General features: G+C 36.3%; 15 protein-coding genes. 5 read left to right on the forward strand and 10 right to left on the reverse strand.

Translation table 11 applies throughout. The features are described 5' to 3' along the window. The first annotated feature begins 414 nt into the window (after nucleotides 1-414). On the forward strand, nucleotides 415-537 hold the full coding sequence (locus AC6CHH_RS11895; RefSeq protein WP_498283101.1) for a hypothetical protein: 123 nt from the start codon (nucleotides 415-417) through the stop codon (nucleotides 535-537). Here AC6CHH_RS11895 and AC6CHH_RS11900 read toward each other — a convergent pair. Further along, the gene (locus tag AC6CHH_RS11900; protein ID WP_498283103.1) at nucleotides 526-1,446 is read right to left on the reverse strand and encodes a helix-turn-helix domain-containing protein; all 921 of its coding nucleotides are present in this window, start codon (nucleotides 1,444-1,446) and stop codon (nucleotides 526-528) included. The two genes, AC6CHH_RS11895 and AC6CHH_RS11900, sit on opposite strands and share 12 nt — an antisense overlap. 10 nt (nucleotides 1,447-1,456) lie before the next feature. Further along, entirely contained in the window at nucleotides 1,457-2,299 is an 843-nt protein-coding gene (locus AC6CHH_RS11905) for an SDR family NAD(P)-dependent oxidoreductase (protein WP_498283105.1), read from the reverse strand. A 198-nt stretch (nucleotides 2,300-2,497) separates the two neighbouring features. On the opposite strand from AC6CHH_RS11905, the gene AC6CHH_RS11910 reads away from it, so the two are divergent. Both AC6CHH_RS11910 and AC6CHH_RS11915 read left to right on the forward strand, forming a co-directional pair. Continuing rightward, nucleotides 2,498-2,851, forward strand: coding sequence for a nuclear transport factor 2 family protein (locus AC6CHH_RS11910; RefSeq protein ID WP_498283107.1), 354 nt, complete (start codon nucleotides 2,498-2,500; stop codon nucleotides 2,849-2,851). 95 nt (nucleotides 2,852-2,946) lie between these two features. Further along, a complete protein-coding gene (locus AC6CHH_RS11915) occupies nucleotides 2,947-3,495 on the forward strand; it encodes a glycosyl-4,4'-diaponeurosporenoate acyltransferase CrtO family protein (RefSeq protein ID WP_498283109.1) in 549 nt (182 codons plus the stop codon). A gap of 59 nt (nucleotides 3,496-3,554) precedes the next feature. Here the strand turns inward: AC6CHH_RS11915 and AC6CHH_RS11920 are convergent, their stop codons facing one another. The 4 genes from AC6CHH_RS11920 to AC6CHH_RS11935 all read right to left on the reverse strand — a co-directional run bounded on the left by AC6CHH_RS11920 (nucleotide 3,555) and on the right by AC6CHH_RS11935 (nucleotide 9,010). Then, complete coding sequence (locus tag AC6CHH_RS11920; RefSeq protein WP_498283111.1) at nucleotides 3,555-4,139, reverse strand: hypothetical protein; 585 nt, start codon at nucleotides 4,137-4,139, stop codon at nucleotides 3,555-3,557. A 453-nt stretch (nucleotides 4,140-4,592) separates the two neighbouring features. Beyond that, nucleotides 4,593-6,092, reverse strand: a complete 1,500-nt coding sequence (locus AC6CHH_RS11925) for an arylsulfatase (protein ID WP_498283113.1) — start codon at nucleotides 6,090-6,092, stop codon at nucleotides 4,593-4,595. Nucleotides 6,093-6,120: 28 nt separating this feature from the next. Then, the gene (locus AC6CHH_RS11930; RefSeq protein WP_498283115.1) at nucleotides 6,121-8,367 is read right to left on the reverse strand and encodes an alpha-L-fucosidase; all 2,247 of its coding nucleotides are present in this window, start codon (nucleotides 8,365-8,367) and stop codon (nucleotides 6,121-6,123) included. A gap of 472 nt (nucleotides 8,368-8,839) precedes the next feature. Then, nucleotides 8,840-9,010, reverse strand: coding sequence for a hypothetical protein (locus tag AC6CHH_RS11935; protein ID WP_498283117.1), 171 nt, complete (start codon nucleotides 9,008-9,010; stop codon nucleotides 8,840-8,842). A 780-nt stretch (nucleotides 9,011-9,790) separates the two neighbouring features. Here AC6CHH_RS11935 and AC6CHH_RS11940 point away from each other — a divergent pair. Then, nucleotides 9,791-10,945: a TIGR03364 family FAD-dependent oxidoreductase gene (locus AC6CHH_RS11940; protein ID WP_498283119.1), complete on the forward strand. Its 1,155-nt coding sequence runs from the start codon at nucleotides 9,791-9,793 to the stop codon at nucleotides 10,943-10,945. Nucleotides 10,946-11,349: 404 nt separating this feature from the next. On the opposite strand, the gene AC6CHH_RS11945 is transcribed toward AC6CHH_RS11940, so the two are convergent. Beyond that, on the reverse strand, nucleotides 11,350-13,881 hold the full coding sequence (locus AC6CHH_RS11945) for a tetratricopeptide repeat protein (protein WP_498283121.1): 2,532 nt from the start codon (nucleotides 13,879-13,881) through the stop codon (nucleotides 11,350-11,352). 253 nt (nucleotides 13,882-14,134) lie between these two features. On the opposite strand from AC6CHH_RS11945, the gene AC6CHH_RS11950 reads away from it, so the two are divergent. After that, entirely contained in the window at nucleotides 14,135-14,296 is a 162-nt protein-coding gene (locus AC6CHH_RS11950; RefSeq protein ID WP_498283123.1) for a hypothetical protein, read from the forward strand. Nucleotides 14,297-14,299: 3 nt separating this feature from the next. On the opposite strand, the gene AC6CHH_RS11955 is transcribed toward AC6CHH_RS11950, so the two are convergent. Genes AC6CHH_RS11955 through AC6CHH_RS11965 form a run of 3 tightly spaced genes read right to left on the reverse strand, consistent with a single transcriptional unit; the run spans nucleotide 14,300 to nucleotide 18,239 of the window. Beyond that, nucleotides 14,300-14,680 carry a high-potential iron-sulfur protein gene (locus AC6CHH_RS11955; RefSeq protein ID WP_498283125.1) on the reverse strand — a complete coding sequence of 127 codons (381 nt, stop codon included), beginning with the start codon at nucleotides 14,678-14,680 and terminating at the stop codon, nucleotides 14,300-14,302. A gap of 3 nt (nucleotides 14,681-14,683) precedes the next feature. Next, nucleotides 14,684-16,831 (reverse strand): PVC-type heme-binding CxxCH protein, encoded by a 2,148-nt coding sequence (locus tag AC6CHH_RS11960; RefSeq protein ID WP_498283127.1) that lies wholly within the window; start codon nucleotides 16,829-16,831, stop codon nucleotides 14,684-14,686. Nucleotides 16,832-16,877: 46 nt separating this feature from the next. After that, the gene (locus tag AC6CHH_RS11965; RefSeq protein WP_498283129.1) at nucleotides 16,878-18,239 is read right to left on the reverse strand and encodes a neutral/alkaline non-lysosomal ceramidase N-terminal domain-containing protein; all 1,362 of its coding nucleotides are present in this window, start codon (nucleotides 18,237-18,239) and stop codon (nucleotides 16,878-16,880) included. Nucleotides 18,240-18,249 lie beyond the last annotated feature (10 nt).

The following is an 18,249-nucleotide window of genomic DNA, read 5'->3' on the forward strand; positions in this document are numbered from 1 at the left end:
CTAACCATTGTACCTCCCCGCAAAAACCTTACCTTTACACCAGTCGAATAGGCGGTTACCAAACCGACTACCAGCAATGTTCTGATTCTTGCAAAATACTGATTAACAGCTATTTATAGCGCATGGTTCGAGCCCAGGTGGGCGCACAAAATACTAGTTCATGCTAGTGCGAAACCCTGTAAATAGTCCTATTTACAGGGTTTTCTACTTTTAAGTAGTTCAATATTGTTACCTATCCGACTATCCGTTTTAAATGTTTAACTTAGATAACCCAAAACGATACAATATGCTTTATATCAACTAAATGAAACCTAAAAGGTTTACAAAAAGAGCGGCTTTTTAGGTTTATTATTGACATAAAAATAGACAATCTGTGTTACCTAAAATGGCGTTAAAACGGGTTAAATCTAGTTTATGGAGATTAAAGAGTATTTTTATGAAAACATCACAATCATTTGGCGTCCATTTACCATCAAAGCGGACAAGGAAAAAGAAGGAATTCACCCGTTTACCACTGCATCACCATTAATTAAATGACTGTCGAAATTTTAGAGGAGTTAGATTAGTTTTACTCTTGAACAGTTTGCTAAACGATTGCGGATATTCAAAACCAAACTGGTAGGCAATTTCACTAACAGAGAGATTGGTTGTAGTCAATACTTCTTTGGCTTTTTCTATTAAATGATTATGGATATGTTGCTGAGTGCTTTGTCCGGTAAGGTTGCGAAGCATATCGCTTAAATAATTTGGCGTAACATGAAGTTTGTCGGAAATGTATTGAACCGTTGGAAGTCCCGATTCCTGCAACGCTACGGTTTCAAAATAATCAATTAAAAGACTTTCCACTCTTGCCAGCAAATCATTGTTTGCTGCTTTTCGGGTAATAAATTGCCGATTGTAAAAGCGATTACAATAGTTAAGCAACAATTCAATGTGCGAAACTATCACGTCCTGACTAAACTTATCGATTACTGAATGATATTCCTGTGCTATATTTTGCATTATTCCAGTTATCGCTTTTTCTTCATCGTCCGAAAGATGTAAAGCTTCATTGACCGAATAAGAGAAATAACCGTATTGTTTGATTGTTCTGCCCAAAGGGTAATTTCTTATAAAATCGGGATGAACAACCAACCAATAACCCGATATTTTCAAGTCCTCCACAATATCAGTCGTAACTACCTGCATGGGTGAAAAAAAGGTCATTACGCCTTCATCAAAATCATAATATTGTTGCCCGTATTTCATTTTACCTTCAAAATTATTTTTGACAGCAATACAGTAAAAATTATAGGAAACACTTCGCAAACTTTCGTCATCAAAGCATTTAATTTCCTCAAAGTTGATAACGCTTACCAGGGGGTGTTTAGGTTTGGGTAATTCCAACAGCCGGTGCAATTCGGAAATGGAATTGATAATATACGGGCTGCTATTTACTCTTTTCATCTTTGTAAAATTACAAAAATCGGTCGAAATCGGTTGATAGGGTTAAGTGTTTCCAAGCTTCAAACTCCTGTGTCTCCTTTTCACGATGTTCTTTTATGAGTTGATAGGTGTCTGTCCCTAATAGTAGGCGTAATGGTGGATTTTCCAATTCAACAATTTCGGTTAGTATTTTTACCAGCTTTTGCGGATCACCAATTTGTTGTCCGCTGTAGTCCGTCCACATTTTTTCGGCCTCGTCCAATCCGTATACCGGAATCCTTTTTTTAGCATAGGTCATGGAACCTTTATCCATAAAGTTAGTCCTGAATTGTCCCGGCGCTACTACCGTAACTTTTATGCCCAAGGCATCTACCTCCTGTGCCAATGCTTCAGAAAGTCCCACCACTGCAAATTTTGCCGCATTGTAACTTGTCGCATTGGCAAAACCAACATAACCCGCATTGGAAGACATATTGATGATATGGCCTGATTGCTGCTGCCGTAAATAAGGCATTATATTTCGCAGTACATTCACAGTTCCGAAAAGATTAACGTCCACTGTTTGGCGAAATTCCTCATCGGTCATTTCTTCCATACTACCAACCAAAGAATAACCTGCATTATTAACCACTACGTCTATTCTGTCAAACCTATTAATGACTTGTTGAATTCCATCTCTCACGTCCAGGTCTGATGTAATATCCATTTTTAGCGGCAGAAAATCGGCCTCATATTCCGTAATGGCGTTTTTTAATGCATCGACATCTCGCGAGGTAGCGACTACTTTATTACCTTCCGATAAAACCAATTTGGTTAAGGCCAATCCAAGCCCTTTTGACGCTCCGGTGATAAACCACACTTTTTTATTGTTCATAATTTTGTATTTAACGATGATACAAATGTCAGTAGATAGTGAAACTAAAAAGTGTTCAAGTCTCGTAAAGTTGTATCCAAAAGAACAGAAATCTCTAAAATTACGCTATGTAGTATACTGTATACTTGTGGGTTGCAATAATACTCTTAATTTTACATTTCACAACGGGAGCTTACAAACATCCTAAAATTACAAGATATGGAAATGCTAATTCAAGACTTAATCAAAAAAGCATACTTCGCCTTCAATACAAAAGACATCGATACGGCTCTTTCAACCATGCATCCAGATATCCAATGGCCAAAAGCATTCGAAGGGGGCTATGTAAATGGGCACACAGAAATTAGAGAATATTGGACAAGACAGTGGACAGAAATAAATCCCATCGTTGAGCCTATCGAATTTAATGAAAGGGAGAACGGGACGTTAGAAATTATTGTTCACCAAATCGTGAAGGATTTGGAAGACAACCTGTTGTTTGATGGAAGAGTAAAGCACATTTATACTTTACAGGACAGCTTGTTACGAAGAATGGATATTGAGATTGAATAGTGGTAATCGGTAATTAAAACTACACGTTTTGGCAGGTAAGAGTAAACCAAAAATGAGTAGATTAGGTGATAAGAATTATCCTAACCTCTTAATTCATGAAAAAAATAATGTTAAACCAATTCATCAACCTTTTTTGGACTATACTGTCTTTTATGGTAGTCGGTTGGTACTGGGGCTTGCACTTTGCTGAAAACAGGTCCCATTGGGTTTTAAGTACATCTATCGTTCTTAGCATTCTGGTTTTTTTCTTACCTTCGAAATGGTTGAGTACATTAACGCTGAGCAAGCATCGCAAGACCTATGAAAAACTAGGATTGAAATTTTTCCGCCATTTCATTCAGGATGGAACTCTAGTCAACCGGTACCTAAGAAAACATAAAAAAAATTTTGGCGTTATCCGAAACCGCGATCATGCAGTGAGTTATTTGCGAACCATTGCGATGCAGGAACGCTATCACTTCTGTTGCTTAGTTTTGTTCACTTCAACTTCATTATGTGCTATAATTAACAGCAGACCCTTGTTGGGACTACTCCTTTTTATGAGTAATATGTTGTACAACGTATATCCCATCCTACTCCAACAGTATAATAGGCTAAGAATAAATGCCGCATTGTACACACAGCGTACAAAAAGCGACAACTGAAGATACGTCTACGATCCGAACACACTATGTACCAATATATAATATTTTATCTTTCGAGATCATCGAAGTTTGAAGCTACCCTTGAGAATTGATTTTCCTCCACTTTCATTTGGAATTGAAAACTCTATTGTCCCTTCTCCTTTGGTATTACTTAGCCCATGGCTACTGTCAAAATGTGCAAACATGATATGACCCGTACCAAAATACAACGTCTCATGATTTTCAGAATATCGTATGAATGAGGAATCCCAAGTATCGGAAAGGTTCCCGTCTATGCCTACGTGAAATATTTCTTTTCGGACTATCGGTTTTATTTCGTACTTCTTATTTAATACGACTCCACCAGTCACAGGTAAGTAAATGGTAAGGTCAAAGCTTTTAGAGTTTTTACTTCCCTCCAAATAAAGGGAAGAAGAAAACGTAATATTTTCTTTATAATTTTCATATGCTCCAGTTGGCGGAGGGGTATAGACTAGCCTTGGTCCATCGTATGCACCTGGTGGCAGAATTAGGGACTGCTCGTCAACGAACTTCAGGCCGTCCTTCTGGATTTCCAGTTTGTTGCCATTCTTTAATGGTTCTCCATTCTTGTCGCATGAAAAAAATAAAATTGGAATAATTGTTAGATATAGTATTGCTCTCATAATTAGTATTTTCGGATTTAAACGGTAGAATTTAATGAATTGCTACAACGATTATTGAACGACTTTTTATGGGAGAATCTTTTAATTTTAAAGGCTAGTCGAAAAGTTGGAGAACGAAATGGCTATATCCTGATTCGATAAATTCTAGAAAGGAATCTTTGACTGCGGTAAAGGGATTGTAAAGCATAATTAGATTTATGGATATATCTGATTATACGAAGAGCTTAGTACACGATGTTGATTCTGGAACTATTGCGACCATTATCTTGGGCAAAAATGGGTATGCACATTTTATATAGAAATGAATTGCACATATTGCACAAAACACAACGTGAACATAAACAAATTTAAATCCATTATTTCCAATCTGTTTCTATTCAAAGATAGCAACTCAAGATAATGGCTGCCCAATCAATGAAGGACAACCAATATACTTCCTATAATTTTATCTAATTAAAAAAGAGGATTAATAAATTCCCATTCTTTAATATGAGCCGGATGATGTTCATTTTTAACAATATCATCGAAGCTTTTTAACAACTCTTTATTTGTTTCGGCAATATCATTTTCTTCATTGGGATCAACCTCAATATCATACAGTTGCCAAGCTGTATTTTTATAGCCATTCTTTTTAACGTTTGTTTTTACCGCTTTCCATTTACCTTTTCGGATCGCAATTTGGCCACCTTTTTCTGGATATTCAAAATATAAAAATCGATTGGTTAATTTAGATTCTTTTCCAGCCAACATGGGAAGCATAGACTGTCCATCAGTATTGATATTTTTTATATTTAAGATGTCTGCAAAAGTTGCCATTAAGTCATACTGAACTGAAATTTGATCGGTCACCTTGTTTTTCGGAAATTTATTTGGCCATTTGGCAATGAATGGTACCCTTATTCCACCTTCATATACATCCATTTTCAATCCCCTTAATTCCCCAACACTGTTGAAATATTCCGGTTTTACGCCTCCATTGAATGTTGCTCCATTATCACTTGAAAACATGACTATGGTGTTATCATCAATTCCAAGTTTTTTGAGTCTATCTAGAATAATTGCTACCTGATCATCCAGATAAGTTATCATAGCAGCATATGTTGAAAGTGGATATTGTGAAGGTACATATCCGTTTTCACCTAGATAAGGTTTTTCATCTGGAAATTTTCCGATATATTTCTTGATATAAGATTCTGGAACTTGCAAGGATACATGTGGGATAGTATAGGGTAAATACAGAAAAAATGGATTGTTTTTATTGTCTTCAATAAACTGTAGAGCCTTAGATGTCATTTTTTCAGGCGCATAGACCTTTCCTTTAAATTTTTCGAAATCCTCATTTTTGTAGTTTTCTGGATCGAGTTGTTCATGAACATATCGATATTCATTTTCTAAAGTATCCCATTTTCCATTTTCCCAAAGGTGGGTTGGGTAAAAGTTATGAGCTTGTTTTTGATCAAGAAATCCATAGGCGTAATCGAAGCCCTGTTTTTGAGGGTCACCTGTAGTGTTGGCCATTCCTAAACCCCATTTACCAACAATCCCAGTTTTATATCCAACTGATTTTAACATTTTAGGAATCGTATTAATTCCTTCCGGGAGAGGCATTTGTCCACCTTCCTTATCATCTTGAAACCCTCCTAATTCATAATTTCCACGGATGTAAGAATTTCCGGAATGTTTTCCAGTCATTAACATAGCACGTGAAGGAGCACAAACTGGAGCTGAACTATAATGTTGTGTAAAACGAATTCCTTCTTGGGCTAATTTATCCAAAGTTGGGGTTTGAATTAACTTTTGACCATAAGAACCAAGTTCAGCATAACCCATATCATCAGCATATATATAAATAATATTGGGTTTGTCATGTGATTGATTTTGAGCAAATAAATTCCAATTACTAAACAGTAGCAATATGTAAATCAACTTAGACTTGTAATTAAAAAAACGCATGATAAATTTATACAGTTTAGCTTTAAAATTAATCAAAGAAGTCTAATTCAGCAATATTAAGCGATTTATCATCTCTAGCTATTTTTACAGCTTCTATTTTAACAAATTTTGTTTTAACAGAATTTTTAAACCTGAATGTTCTAGTTGTTGGATCATTGATAAGGTTTCCAAATTCAAAAGAATCTATAAGATCCCAATTGATACCATCATCACTACTATAGATTTTCCCTAGCTCAAGCATCCCCTTTTCATTTTGACGTTGAGGTGTAAAAGCAAAACTTTTTAGAATTTCGGTTTTCCCAAAATCAATGATTACAAAAAAATCGTTTTCTGTTGATTGAGAAGTCCAATAAGTATCGGGATTTTCATCAAATATTAAGTTTGATTCATGGCCTTTAGTTTCTGAACTTTTATCGATCACTTTCCAAGTCTTTTTTTCAATTCCAATTTCCTTTTCTACAATTGAACCGGCCTTTCCATCTTTAGAAATAGCTATGGCATTTATTTGATTGCTATTGGAAATGAATTCACCCAGATATAGTTTTGAGTTTTTATTAGGTGTGGACCCATCCGTTGTATAGAAAATTTTATAATCAGCACTAAGGTTTTTTAATACATCTTCACCGTGTGGTTTCCATCCAAATTCATGTTTTTTAGGTTCGATTTTAATTTTTCCATCAGCGTTACGTAATACTTCTAATTGTGGTGGAGTATTAGGTGCCAAGTAAGCTCCTAAACTGCTTAATACTGGGATCGCTCTACTTTCTAAAATTCTCAAACGTAATCTTGAAGTTTTGACTTGTGGAAAACGCAAAATTCTTTTAAAACCCACATTCGTGCTTTGACTAATTTCCTTCCAGTTTCCATCAACCCAAGTATCTAAAGCTAGCTTTTCAATCCGCTCACCATTACTATCGATTGCTTCTTGAATTACAAACCTATTTAATATCGTTTCTTTAGAAAAAGGGATTTCAATTTGATCAGTATTAGATTTTAAAACCAATTTAGTTTTTAAATTATTATCAATCAATGATTTATCAAGTTTTACATTATTCAATAAGTTATTGGAATAAGTTGATTTTATTCTTTCACCTACCTCTTTTAACACTTTTACATCCTCTGGAGAGAATTTTCCTTCTCGATTTGGAGGAATATTTAGAAGGAAAATAGAATTTCCACCGACAGATCGTTCATAAATATCGAAAACATCGTCCGTGCTTCTTACTTTTTGGAAATTATCATCTCTATAAAACCATCCTTCACGAATTGACGTGTTTGTTTCTGCAGGTTGATAATGTAAAAACTTAGCCCCCTCAATCGCCTTCCTACTTCCAAGATCTTCATCGGTTAAATCTTTGTGTGTTTCTAAGGTGTTAGGATCTTGAGCATACGGAATTACATTCCACTCAGTAGGCCTAGTACCTCCAGATTCATTTCCACACCACCGTAAATCCTCCATTCCAAATATGATAGCATTTGGTGCAAGCGTATGTATTAATTCTTTCCAGGCTGCTCGATTATATTTTTGTCCACCCTTTGTTTTTGGATGTGCACCGTCAAACCAGACCTCATGAATAGGGCCATATTCTGTTAATAGTTCGAATAATTGGTTTAGAAAATACTCATTATAATCATCTACATTAAATTTAAAGGTTTGGTTATTGCTAAATGGACGACCTTCTATTTTCCTTGGGATAGACCTTTCTGAATATTCACTTAAATTACCATATAAGCCATTTGGATTTTCGATTTGATACAAGTCAGCAGGTGATAGATAAATTCCTAATTTGAGCCCAAACTTTTTACATGAGGAAGCAAGTTCTTTTAAAACATCGCCTTCACCCCCTTTAAATCCTGTCGACATAACCCCATGTTTGGTATATCTGCTCTGCCACAAAACAAATCCATCGTGATGTTTAGCTGTAAAGATAACTTTAGTCATTCCAGCTTCCTTCATACTTTGACACCATTGATCCGTATCCAAAGTTTTAAGATCAAAAATTGCCGGATCTTCTTTGCCATTCCCCCATTCCATCTTAGTAAATGTATTCGGACCAATATGTATAAAGGCAATGAATTCATCTTTTAAGGCATCATATTGGTTTTTTGTTGGAACAACGTGAGCTGCTTTTCTGATAATATCTTCAGGAGTGTCAGATTGATTGATACTATACGTATTTTTTACTGGAAGAGAATTACCATTTAATAGTTCTTGGCTAATTCCCACCGTTGTTACACAACTTAAGAGTAAAAGGAAATTGAGTCTTTTATTCATTTTTTTTCGGCTATATAAGGTCAAAATATTTTTAGTATTTAAGGTTCGTCTTGGGATAAAATGAATCTGTTTTAGCAAAAAACTAAAACTCCATTAGCCCAGTTTATCGATTTGCAAAAAAATTAAAAAGATTGATTCATAAATCTAATAAATTTTACAATTGCTTAATTGTAGTTTTAAGATACACTAAACTTTAAACTTTCTTTTGCATGAATCTTAAAAAAAAGATTAGCTTATGTAAACTTTTTTTTGAGTTTGTTCGTAAAATATAAACTAAAAATGAACTGACCAAAAAAAATATATTACCTGCTCATCAATGAAGCAGAATAAAACAAACGAGGAAATACGACAACATCAACTAAAAAATTGATCAAGCTTAATTGAAATTACAACCTAAAAGTGGAGACTTTCAGCCTTCGGGTGCTTGCAACGACAATTAAATACCGAGCGATCCATCTGTTTACATGTAACATCATGTTTGCGCCCTGATTCTACTATGGCTTTTGCCCATTAATGCGTTCATGAGCTTCTCTTTCTCGACTAAGGCTTTTACTTTTTTTAATAACGCTTTTCCGCATGCAAGTATTCTATACCTGGAGATCTCTAATTCTGTTTCAGAGTCATGTTTCATGGATTTCTCCATAGATTTGAATAGTCCATTTTCATCATAAAGATTATACTTGCGAACCCATTCCAAATCATCCTTTCCACGATATGGGGTTTACGGGATATGCCTAGCATAGGCTTCCCATTTTTTATTTGAGAAACTATACATATTTGCTTCTCAGATCGTATTTGCCCTGAATAGTGAACTCAAAAGTTTTTGTCCAACTTTTGGGGTTAACATCAAAATAACTCGACGATTTTAAATTAATTATATTTAATATTTCAATTTACGTGAATCAATTTTTGCTGACACTGGATATATATCATCTAAACCATCAGGTACAGATTGATTTTCTCCCGCAAACATACTTTCCTTACCTTTAATCTTGATATTGTGTTTATGATCAATGTCAATTAAAGCCCAGATTGGATCTTTATAAACAATTGTATATTTTAAGATTGGATATTGTTTATAAAATTCATCGCTAAAGGCAGTACTTCTGTAATTTTCATTAACCCAATAACAGGATGATCTGTTTATTTGTACATAATAATGTATTTAGCCGATTCAATCGGTTATCTATTCAGTTTTTTAGTATTTAATAAACAAAGAATTAATTCCTTCAAGAATTAGTTGGGGTTTCTATTTTATTAATCTAGTATTAATAGTATCCTTTGTTTGTATATTTTTGGTGGTATTTTCTACGCGTTATTTCTCTCTAAAAGATAAAAAATTAATTGACTGCAAAAACGAATCCGTTAATATAAATAATCAAAACAATACCGTTAAAAATTTAAATTTTATAATTAACTCATAATGAACGTTAAAAAGGCAGATTTAATAGTTGTTGGAGGTGGAATCTTAGGTACTTTTCATGCCCTTCATGCTTTAAATAAAGGTTTAAATGTTTTACAAATTGAAAAGGACAATTACCCTGTTGGTTCTACCGTAAGAAATTTTGGCCAAATCGTACCTTCTGGAATGGCTGATAGATGGTTTCATTATGGAGTGAAAGGATTGGAGATTTATCAAGACATTCAATCTAAAATTGACATTGGAATCAGAAATAATGGATCAATCTACATAGCATCAGATAATGATGAAGTCCAAATCATACATGAATTAAGTAACCACTATCAAACAAAAGGATATGACCATGAAATCTGGACAAAAGAAATGGTTTTAAAAAAATATCCAGATCTAAAATCCGATTATATTAAGGAAGCCATCGTTTTTCCGCAAGAACTTAGTACGGAGCCTGAATTCATGGTTCGAAAAATACATGAATATTTAGCAGTTCAATATCCTAATTACAGTCTTTTATACGATACAGCTATTATTGGATGTGAAGAAATTGAAGATACTGTTGTATTAATCTCAAGTAGAAATGAAAAATTCGAAGCGGATCAAGTGATAATTTGCAATGGTTATGAATTTAAAATTTTGTTTAGGGAATTGTTTGATGATAGTGGATTACAAATTAGCAAACTTCAAATGATGAAAACCAAACCTTTACGAAACATTAAGTTACCGGGAAACATTTTAACAGGTCTTACTATAAGAAGGTACGAGAGCTTTGAAGAATATTGTCCGTCCTTTCATAAAATGGAACTTCCTGACCAATATAAGGAGCTTAAAGATAATGGAATTCATATTTTGTTCAAGCAAGGAATCGATGGAAGTATAATTGTAGGTGATTCCCACGAGTATTCAAAAGGAAATAGAATTGACGAATTAGGATTCACCATAAATTCCCATATCAATCGCTTGATGATTGAGGAAGCCAATAGGATTTTACCTATTTCTGAGGATTTTATCACATCAAGTTGGGCAGGTTTCTATTCTCAACACAAAAATCATATCCTTGAAATTGATGTTACCGATAAAATTCATATTCGAACTGGAATTGGAGGAAAAGGTATGACCGCTAGCGCTGGTTATGCTCTTGAAAGCATCAGTAAAATTATCTAAAAATACAAGACATGGAAAAGCAAATTCAAGACTTAGTCATCTCTAATGGGTAACTAATCTACCTGTCAAAGCTTTTCTTCATCCGGTTCTAAAGGATCATTATAACTAACGTTACACGCATTAATTTTGCAAATTCTGAATCAATGTACTCTTTTCAGAAATTGATCCAGAGGTAATCATTTATTGAGCAAAATATAAGTTCAATTAGCGCACAATACACTCCAAATATCGGAACTTTTAACTAAATCAAATAAAGAGTATTATTAATAAAACTATAACCCATCTCTACTTGGAGTATACGACAGGTATATTGACGTTAAATATACCTACAAACCCAAATAAAAAACATTCATAACCACAAATCTATAATGGTCATTAAACAAAATGATTAATAAAACCTTTGCTCATTTTAATGCCTTTAATCGCTCTTTTGCTGTAGGTATGACATCATCATCTTCTGCATAGTTTTCGATCACACTTTCCAATGTACTCCTTGCTTGAAGCGTATCACCTTTACGAGCATAAGCATCCGCTAGCAGGATGAAACTCTTAGCCACCCAATAATCATGTGATTTCATATTTTCGATCACATCAAAGGCCGACTTCTGAGCTTTATCGTACTCCTTGTTTTCATACTGCAATCGACCCACACGGTACCTGGCCTCGGCGCTCACTGCCGATTGACTTTTCAGTGCCGCCAAGTTTAGTTCTTTCATCGTGGCTTCCATATCTCCTTCCTGTTGCATAGCTTTAGCACTGTACAAGTGTGCTGTGGCAATTTCCTCCTCCGATGCCCGGTCGTAATTCTTGATCAATTTAAGATACTTATTCATCTGCTCAAAATCACCAATTTCGAAATAACAAATCATCAAATTAGTTACTGCGTAACCATAGTTGTCTTTATAATCTGAATTGAGCTCTAGTTTTTTGAGATGCACGATAGCCTCATTGTATTCTTTCAATTTCAGGTATAACGCAGCTACGGTCAATAAAGTGTTCTCAGTATATTGGCTTGTCCAGTCATTCAGGATAATATTTAGGTCATGAAGAGCTTCCTCTGGATGACCCGTGTGGTATAAACTCACTCCTCGAATATAGCGAGCATGTTTCTCCTGTCTGGGTTTCGGAAACTTATCAAAATACGCATTGATTGCCTCCACAGCCGGACCATATTGACCTCTGGAAAATAATGTACGGCATGCCTGAAATGCTAGGTTATCTTGCTCAGCGACACTCAGATCAGTAATATTGGTACTGGTGGCGTACTGGATATAACTCGAAGCATCACCTTGATCCAGGTAAATGTTTTCAATGGAATGTAGCGCCAATGCTGCCTCTCCAGTTCTGGCATATTCCTTCACCACCTTCTGGAAGGTGGCCATTGCGGCTTCGGTATCATTTTTATTGTACTGGACAAGCCCAATAGTCATCAACGCTCTGGGGACGTAACTGCTCCGAGGGTATTGTTCAATCATCTGTTGCAACCCTTTGATAGCTGCATCGTGATCCCCTGTAATGAAATATATATACGGGATCTCAAAAGCTACGTCATCCGCATAGTTCGAACCCGGGAATCTTTCAACAACAGATCTCAGTGTGTTAAGTTTGGCTTCATTGTCTCCCTGCAACCCCTGGATAATACCGTGCTGGAACAAAGCATAATCCTGATTTGGGGTTTTATTGTTGATCAGCTGATCATAGTATTCATTAGCTCGCCCATAATTGCGCATCGACAGGTACGAATCCCCTAAACGGGCGATCACATCAAAACGTATACTTTCGTCCAACGAACTTCCCTCAGATGCCAAAAAGCGCTCAAAATACTCGGCTGCAACGCTATATCTGTTGATACGAAACGCGGCATAAGCCAAGGCATAGTTTGCATAATTGTATACATTAGTGTTTCGAGCAGCGGGCAACCGCAGGAACCGAGAGAAGTTTTCCACTGCCTCTCCGTACTTACGTACTTCATACATAGCCTCCGCTTTCCAATACGTAGCCAATGCTGCCATTTCCGTATCAAACATGAATTTTTCCGATCGCATGAACATCGATATGCTGTTTTCAAATGCGCGTTCGTTATAAAACTCCAATCCTCGGTAATATGTTATCTTTTGATAAACCATATCATCTTTAGGCTTCCTATTTTTGAATGATTCCAATAAATATACGCCTACCTGAAAATTGCTGGTGCCCGATAAGACCTTAGCTAGTCTTGTTTCGGTACTCTCAATTTTCTTTGCCTCAGAATCAAGACCTGCATTTTTTAGAGCAATATATTCCTGAAGGGGTTTCAAAGAAGATTGGATCGAGTCCAATTCATATAAGGTTTTGGCATAGTTAAACAAACCGTCCGCTTTCAATTCTTGATCGAAATCCATCCTCGATGCTTTGTAAAATGCATTTCGTGCACGTAGCTTATCACCGTTTTCTAGAGCAATATAACCTAAAGCAATTATCGAGCTCTGATAAAAAGCATCCGAAGGCTCTACCTTCTGCAGAATAGAAGCAGCTCTTTCGTATTCGCCCGCTCTATATGCCAAGATACCAATCCTATTATTGTCGATATTGCTACGTAAGGCGTCGGGGTACCTTTCAGGTAATGGGCTGTGATAAGGTTCTTTGAAATTGTTTCTCTCAAAATACATAGTGGCGGCGATCTGGCGCAACTCGACCTCAAGTGCATCCCGGTCGATCTTCATATCCGGACTTCTGCGAATCTTTACGGCATCGGCCAACATTGGCCGGTAATCACGTACGATCTCAATAGAATCCATAACTGAGGGTTGCGTTTCATTCCTTTGCTTACTCGGTTGTATCCTAGCATCTTCCTGTTTTCCCTCTTCTTGGGCATGCCCTGTAACCAGCAAAATTGAAAAGATCCCGATAAGTATGTATTTCAGGTAATTAAAGTCGATCTGTTGTTTAAGTATCATTTTTCGTCCGTATTTCTGAGCTTTTCCAAACGTTCTTACACGTTGGAAATGAGAATGATATTGTAATCTCTCCCAAACGAGCATACCCAAAACTAAAAAATTCCGATCACAATTAGGTGGATTCTCAACAAATTTTTGTCACCAGTGGTCAAGAGGAAACCCATAATCGGCGCTCAATATAGGAAGATTCAATAATTATATAACAACAAATAAAAACAGTGTATTTTCATTAAAACTGTAAAATCTTACAATCATGATCACATTCGTAGATTGTGCAAAGTGGAATAGACCAGAAGCATTCTCTGAACCTCTCAGAGAAGCGCTCCTTATGATCGATCTCACTGTCCCACTAAACACGAACCATAACGATAGTTCAACGATCCGCAATACGTGCTATCTCAACGAGAATTATTGAATTTTATTCTTGAGGAGCCCAGTATGTACAATATCCCTGATCATAAACGGGGCCTTTAAATAGCATACAGCCTCCGCATTTTTGCTCCTGTTTTGGAGCGATCCATAATTTACAATTATCGCACCTAGAGTCGGGATTTGCTGTTGTTTTCACATAACCTAACTGCTCTCTTTTTCTCAAATTTACTTCGTCTACGTTTGAATAATCATCACATTCACTCACTTCATTTTCTTGAGATTTATCCTCTTTGACATTCTGTTCCGATTGTTTTCTTGTATTTGTACATCCAGTCAATGCATAGGCAGTTCCCAATATCACTGCCAATGAAGAGGAAACTGTTCCTTTTATAAAATATCTTCTTCCGATCTTCCTATTGTTCATCATAAGTTATAGTTTAAGTAGTTCAGATATTTTTGTTTTAATATTATTATCGGCTGTTGTTTCCATGATCAACTTTAGGGTAGTTTTAACTTCTTGGTTTTGAAGCCCTTTGTTATCGCTTGCTTTCTCGAGGCCTTCAATTGCACTCATCAACCATTTTGTCTCACTTTCCTCTTTAGCAAGAGAATCTAAATCTTCCAATAATTTATCAGAATCTTGATCTTTACGGGTCAATACAAAAGTTAGGTCTCTTATAAATTGTCCTTTATCATCCCCAAACCCAGAGAAAAAAGAAGTTTTATTGTTTAGTGATTTGAATAGTTCATAGGACGACCCATTATTAGCGCTCAATACTGCCATTCTAAACCAAGTGTCGGAGACTTTCTTCTCAACTACTTTGGCAAGTTGATCAGTAACAAAAGGATCATTGAATTGTCCTAAACTAAGTGTTGCTTGAAAAGCAACCCTTGGAGACTTATCATCTAAGAGATTAACTAATAATTGTTTGTTATCAGGGAATCTCTCAGCTAAGATAGCGCCATGTTCTCTCACCCCTTCATGAGCATCAGCGATTGCTTTCTTGATTAACTCGCTATCAAGTGCACCCAAACCCTCTAAAGTATAAAGAGCATGCAACCTAAAGCGGGCATCACCATTGGTATTAAACAATTCTACTACACTAGGAATAATACTTTTATCCTGACTTTCGACCAACTTACGCTGAGCTTGTAATCTCCACCATTGACTTTCATGTGTTAGCAACTTAACATAATCAGAAGTAGTTTTAATTTCTTTGAAAGTCAAGGAACGATCGGTATTCTTTTTCTTTTTAGGAACAATTCTATAAATTCTTCCCATATCCATACCTTGTTTATAGTCCATTTCTGCTACCAGGTCCTCGGGTATAGATATCGGAGTTTCAATATGCTGACGATACATATCGACCATATATAAGTTACCATCTGGTCCTACTGCGAAATTAGTAGGTCGAAACCAGGAATCTGTTGATGTTATAAATTCTGACTCTTTTTCTTCATTAGCCCGAGTTGCAATGTATTTTGGACTCGTTTTGTGAGGAACGAGAATATCACGGTGCACGAGATTTCCCGCCACTTCACCAGTAAAAACGTTCCCATAAAAACTCTCAGGGAATGCATCTCCCGCATACACTGTTCCACCTGAAGCGCCCGTAAAGTGTCCCTCAGCATGTTCTATTTGCCCTTTTCCTTGCTCATCGTATTGCGCTTGTCTTCTTCGACTACGCTCAGCCCTCCAATAAGGAGCAGGCGTAGCTTGAAACATCCTTAATTCATGGTCAGATATATTCTCAACTCCCCGAACAGAGGGTAGATGTGGATGTCTGTACATGTATCTTCCCGGCATTACCGCTTGCTGAATATGCAATGTATTTTGCGTCATAAACCGATGTCCCCAATCATTTAGCGTTTGTCCAAACTGAGCTGGAGCAGTTTCTTTCTCAAATAATTCTTTATCTAATCTGAAACGAAAATCTGAACCGCCAATAGACAATGCAGGTGCGTCTGGCTGACGATTTGAGGTAATCGTCCCTGCCTGACCGTGGTTGGATGCATAAATCCAGTTATCTATTGCAAAAGTGAGATTGGTAATCTGGGCTTCCGAATTATTCGTGAAAAACCCAGTATACAGTACTTCTTTATGATCTGCCGTTCCATCACCGTCCGTATCTTCTAAATAGAAAATATCAGGCGCGGCGGTAACTAATAAACCTTTCTTCCAAGCCATTACGCTTGTCATCTCCGAAATACCGTCAATGAAAACTATAGACTCGTCAACTACACCGTTCTTATCATTGTCTTTCAGATATACGATCCTGCCATTCCCTTTACCTGGAGGATTCGGCTTCATATCTGAAAATGGATAGTCTGCCATTTCAACCACATAAGCATTTCCTTTCTCATCAAAAGTCATGGATACCGGATCTTTCACAAAAGGTTCCGTAGCATAAATTTGAACCTCAAAATCGGGATGTACCTTCATCGTATTTATAGATTCCTGCGGAGTTAATGGTCCAGGATATTTAGGTTGTTTACACGACCAGAATCCAAATAATAATGGTATAAACATGAGTGTACGGTAGCCAACTACCTGATACTTACTATCGATTCTTTTCATTTAATTCAAAATATTAGATTTAGTTTTTTATTAGCTTATTCTAGGATTATTGTATTTTCTTTATCAAATCATTTATTTTTGATAGGATTTGGGTTTCTATTCCCGCTGCCCATTTACTTGGCAACCCATAGGCCCTTTGCGAGGTATCCCCCTCGTATCCACCCTCTTCTAGTATTACTTCTGTAGGTATATACCCCATCACATCGTTCGTATAGCCCATGACAAAAATACCTTCACCGTAGATTTCTTTCAATTTGACCGCATAGCCAACAGTAATTTCACCACCCAAACTAATTAGCTTCTGCCCTCCAAGATCCCATACTTGAATCGGATAATTTGGATATTCGCTTGCTATTCGCTTGCCTTCTTCATATTGGTTTATTAAATTAGTACTCCATTGATATATATACCCCGAGCCTGCCTCCCTCTGAATCTTTTTGAGCTCTGTAAGGGAAGGGGGATCTGTTAAAGTGAGTGTAATTGTTTCCGCGGCAGACTTGAAAGAAGCTGGAAGTGGTTTCATTTCTTCTCCGAGAACACGTTCAACTGCTGCAGCTAAAGATTTTCCATATTGTTTGGCCAGCTGAACAGTTCTTCTTGGTAATGGATTCAGATCTCCTCCTGCACCTTGAAAAAAAAGCGCAGTACTACCTGGGTATAAATTTTCTAATTCAATTTGTGCAAAACCAGCATAATCACCAGACCATTGATAACCAGATAAAACAGTAGGATGGCAAGCATAACCAAAAACAATGGCCTTTATCTTCCCCGAAAGTGTTTTTACTTTAAAAACTGGAACAGCAAAGTCATTAGGACCTTTTAATTCTTTAAGTTTATCAATATTTTTTTCTTGATTACTACGTCGGTTTACCTGAATCCTGGAAAGACCATTTTTGGAATATAGCAAAACAGGTTCAATGTCTTGAAATGCTTGAATACTTAATTGAATTAATTTTTCTTTTAACCAATTCCCATAGTCGACTATCAGGGTCTTATCATCTTCATCTAATGGATAAATACTCGTTAATACCTGATCAAGTACAGGACCCGAATGTGTATGGGAACAATTGATAAGTATGTTAGATACGGGAATAGAAGTTTTTCTACTAATTTCAGCTCTAACCTCTTGGCTAAATTCACTATGAATACCAACAACATCAAGCGTTAATAATACAGAGCCATTTCCTTCTTGATCCTGAAAAAAGAGACATTTGGCCCATAAAGGATGTATTGCTCCTTCTGAAGCTTTGATACGACTTGCATACCCTGCTAACCACATCGGAGTCTGAGGTGTAATGTCTGTTTTTGCCAATCCCACTTTCCATCCGCTAACACTGGAAACCTGAGTTTTTGCCATTGACAGAAAAGAACTTATTCCCATTAGTAATATTATTATTATCGTTTTCATAGTGTTTGTC

Source organism: Sphingobacterium sp. GQ94, from assembly GCF_059758715.1.

What these genes read in the sequence shown, in the direction of transcription:
- AC6CHH_RS11895 (WP_498283101.1), top strand. Translation starts at nt 415, where the DNA reads ATGGAGATTAAAGAGTATTTTTATGAAAACATCACAATCATTTGGCGT.
- AC6CHH_RS11900 (WP_498283103.1), bottom strand. Translation starts at nt 1,446, where the DNA reads ATGAAAAGAGTAAATAGCAGCCCGTATATTATCAATTCCATTTCCGAA.
- AC6CHH_RS11905 (WP_498283105.1), bottom strand. Translation starts at nt 2,299, where the DNA reads ATGAACAATAAAAAAGTGTGGTTTATCACCGGAGCGTCAAAAGGGCTT.
- AC6CHH_RS11910 (WP_498283107.1), top strand. Translation starts at nt 2,498, where the DNA reads ATGGAAATGCTAATTCAAGACTTAATCAAAAAAGCATACTTCGCCTTC.
- AC6CHH_RS11915 (WP_498283109.1), top strand. Translation starts at nt 2,947, where the DNA reads ATGAAAAAAATAATGTTAAACCAATTCATCAACCTTTTTTGGACTATA.
- AC6CHH_RS11920 (WP_498283111.1), bottom strand. Translation starts at nt 4,139, where the DNA reads ATGAGAGCAATACTATATCTAACAATTATTCCAATTTTATTTTTTTCA.
- AC6CHH_RS11925 (WP_498283113.1), bottom strand. Translation starts at nt 6,092, where the DNA reads ATGCGTTTTTTTAATTACAAGTCTAAGTTGATTTACATATTGCTACTG.
- AC6CHH_RS11930 (WP_498283115.1), bottom strand. Translation starts at nt 8,367, where the DNA reads ATGAATAAAAGACTCAATTTCCTTTTACTCTTAAGTTGTGTAACAACG.
- AC6CHH_RS11935 (WP_498283117.1), bottom strand. Translation starts at nt 9,010, where the DNA reads ATGGAGAAATCCATGAAACATGACTCTGAAACAGAATTAGAGATCTCC.
- AC6CHH_RS11940 (WP_498283119.1), top strand. Translation starts at nt 9,791, where the DNA reads ATGAACGTTAAAAAGGCAGATTTAATAGTTGTTGGAGGTGGAATCTTA.
- AC6CHH_RS11945 (WP_498283121.1), bottom strand. Translation starts at nt 13,881, where the DNA reads ATGATACTTAAACAACAGATCGACTTTAATTACCTGAAATACATACTT.
- AC6CHH_RS11950 (WP_498283123.1), top strand. Translation starts at nt 14,135, where the DNA reads ATGATCACATTCGTAGATTGTGCAAAGTGGAATAGACCAGAAGCATTC.
- AC6CHH_RS11955 (WP_498283125.1), bottom strand. Translation starts at nt 14,680, where the DNA reads ATGATGAACAATAGGAAGATCGGAAGAAGATATTTTATAAAAGGAACA.
- AC6CHH_RS11960 (WP_498283127.1), bottom strand. Translation starts at nt 16,831, where the DNA reads ATGAAAAGAATCGATAGTAAGTATCAGGTAGTTGGCTACCGTACACTC.
- AC6CHH_RS11965 (WP_498283129.1), bottom strand. Translation starts at nt 18,239, where the DNA reads ATGAAAACGATAATAATAATATTACTAATGGGAATAAGTTCTTTTCTG.